The following is a 2,670-nucleotide window of genomic DNA, read 5'->3' as shown; positions in this document are numbered from 1 at the left end:
CCGTTGTAGAGGTATTCCGGGCCGATGAAGCCGACCACGGTGTTCACCAGAAACGGCTTGAAATGCCGCGCCACGGCGTAGGCCCGGGTTTCGCAGGTCTGCTGATCGACACCGTGATGGGCGTTGGCCGACAGCGCGCTGCCCTGACCGGTCTCGAAATACATCAGGTTCTGCCCGAGAGTGCCGCGATTGAGGCTCAGCCCCGCGTCATAACCTTCCTGCAAGACGTTGAGGTTGATGCCGAAACTGGCATTGGCCGCTTCGGTGCCGGCGATTGACTGGAACACCAGATCCAGCGGCACGCCACGGTTGATCGCCTCGATCGAGGTGGTGACGTGGGTCAGCACGCAAGCCTGGGTCGGGATGTCGTAGCGCTGGATGATCGCGTCGAGCATTTCCAGCATCGCGCAGATCGAGGCGATGCTGTCGGTGGCCGGGTTGATGCCGATCATCGCGTCGCCGTTGCCGTACAGCAGGCCGTCGAGAATGCTCGCGGCGATGCCGGATGGCTCGTCGGTCGGATGGTTGGGTTGCAGGCGGGTCGACAGGCGCCCGCGCAGGCCAAGGGTGCCGCGAAATCGGGTGACCACGCGGATCTTCTGCGCTACCAGCACCAGATCCTGCACGCGCATGATCTTCGACACGGCGGCGACCATTTCCGGGGTCAGGCCGGGGGCAAGACTGCGCAGGCTGGTTTCGTCGGCGGCATCGCTGAGCAGCCAGTCGCGAAAACCGCCGACGGTGAGGTGGCTGACCATCGCGAAGGCTTGCTTGTCGTGGGTGTCGATGATCAGCCGGGTGACTTCATCGGACTCGTAGGGGATCAGTGCTTCCTGCAGGAAATGCGTGAGCGGGATGTCGGCCAGCGCCATTTGCGCGGCCACGCGTTCGCCGTCATTGAGCGCGGCGACGCCGGCCAGGAAATCCCCGGAGCGCGCCGGGCTGGCCTTGGCCATGACGTCCTTGAGGCTGTCGAAGCGATAGGTCTGGGCGCCGACGGAATGGGCAAATGCGGCCATGGTGCGGTGTCCTCCAGTAATTACTGCAATCTGCTTTTGTGTAGGCCTTCGCCTGTTCGCGATGCAGGCAACTCGGTGCAACAGTCATACCGCGCTGATGCCATCGCGAGCAGGCGAAGGCCTGCAGGTATTGTGTGCACTTCTATAAAGCGGGCACCGGGCGACGAGCCCGGTGCCGGTGCAACTAGATACCTTCGAGCATAGCGTCTGCCGGGGCTTCGGCGCGTTGCTTGGCGGTCAGTTGGAAGTACAGATAGCCAGCGGCCATGAAGCCCAGGAACACACAGCCGATCAGCGTGTTGAACCACGCCATCGCCACCAGGCACACCACGGCCAGGAACAGCGCAATCGCCGGCACTACCGGATAGCCCGGGGCGCGGAAGGTGCGTTCCAGGTTCGGTTCGGTTTTGCGCAGTTTGAACAGGCTGAGCATGCTGATGATGTACATCACGATCGCGCCGAACACCGACATGGTGATCATCGCGGCGGTCAGGGTCATGCCCTGCAGATTGACCAGGCCATCGCTGTAGATCGCTGCAATGCCGATCACGCCGCCGGCCAGAATTGCCCGGTGCGGGGTCTGAAAGCGCGACAGCTTGGCCAGGCTTTTCGGCAGGTAACCGGCGCGGGCGAGGGCGAAGAACTGTCGCGAGTAGCCAAGGATGATCCCGTGGAAACTCGCCACCAGGCCGAACAGGCCGATCCATACCAGCATGTGCATCCACGAGGAATTGTTGCCGACCACCGCTTTCATCGCCTGTGGCAGCGGATCGTTGATGTTCGACAGCTGGCGCCAGTCGCCGACACCGCCGGCCATCACCATCACACCGATGGCGAGGAACACCAGGGTCAGAATGCCGCTGACGTAAGCCTTGGGAATTGTGCGTTTTGGGTCCTTGGCTTCCTCGGCCGCCATAGCCGCACCTTCGATGGCGAGGAAAAACCAGATCGCGAACGGGATCGCCGCGAAGATCCCGGGGATCGAGCCCAGGGTGAACTCGTTGGAACCCGACCAGCCGTTGAGTACGAAGTTGCTGAAGCTGAAGCCCGGCGCGACTACGCCCATGAACACCAGCAACTCGGCGACGGCCAGCACGGTGACCACCAGTTCAAAGGTTGCAGCGATGCTGACGCCGAGGATGTTCAGGGTCATGAACACAAAGTACGCGCCGACGGCGGCGATCTTCGGGTCAAGCTCCGGGTATTGCACATTGAGGTAGGCGCCAATGGCCATGGCAATGGCCGGTGGTGCAAAGACGAACTCGATCAGGGTGGCGATGCCGGCGATCAACCCGCCTTTCTCGCCGAATGCCCGACGGCTGTAGGCAAACGGCCCACCGGCGTGGGGAATCGCGGTGGTCAGTTCGGTGAAACTGAAGATGAAGCAGGTGTACATGGTCGCGACCATCAGCGCCGTGACCAGAAATCCGAGGGTGCCGGCGGTGCCCCAGCCGTAACTCCAGCCGAAGTATTCGCCGGAAATCACCAGGCCGACGGCAATGCCCCACAGATGCAGGGTGCCGAGTGTGGGTTTGAGCTGTGTGGTGGAAGTCATAAGTCCTCTCTGTTTTTTATTGTTTGATCTGTTGGACTTTCGGGTGCGGTGGTTGGGTGGATGGATGCTGTTCACGCAGCGGCCGTTTCGTGAAAA

Annotated in this window: 2 protein-coding genes; both read right to left on the bottom strand. The window is 62.0% G+C overall.

Annotation, left to right across the window (positions count from 1 at the left end; translation table 11 throughout):
• Positions 1 to 1,019 (bottom strand): ethanolamine ammonia-lyase subunit EutB (gene eutB / locus DBR24_RS05800; protein ID WP_256591290.1); only part of this gene is annotated, 1,019 nt, incomplete at its 3' end.
• 184 nt (positions 1,020 to 1,203) lie between these two features.
• Positions 1,204 to 2,574: an ethanolamine permease gene (gene eat, locus DBR24_RS05795; protein WP_128614171.1), complete on the bottom strand. Its 1,371-nt coding sequence runs from the start codon at positions 2,572 to 2,574 to the stop codon at positions 1,204 to 1,206.
• Positions 2,575 to 2,670: the final 96 nt, after the last annotated feature.

Origin of the sequence: Pseudomonas sp. HMWF006 (assembly GCF_003061205.1) — a bacterium.
Lineage (GTDB): Bacteria > Pseudomonadota > Gammaproteobacteria > Pseudomonadales > Pseudomonadaceae > Aquipseudomonas > Aquipseudomonas monsensis.
This window is presented reverse-complemented; position numbering and strand designations above follow the sequence as displayed.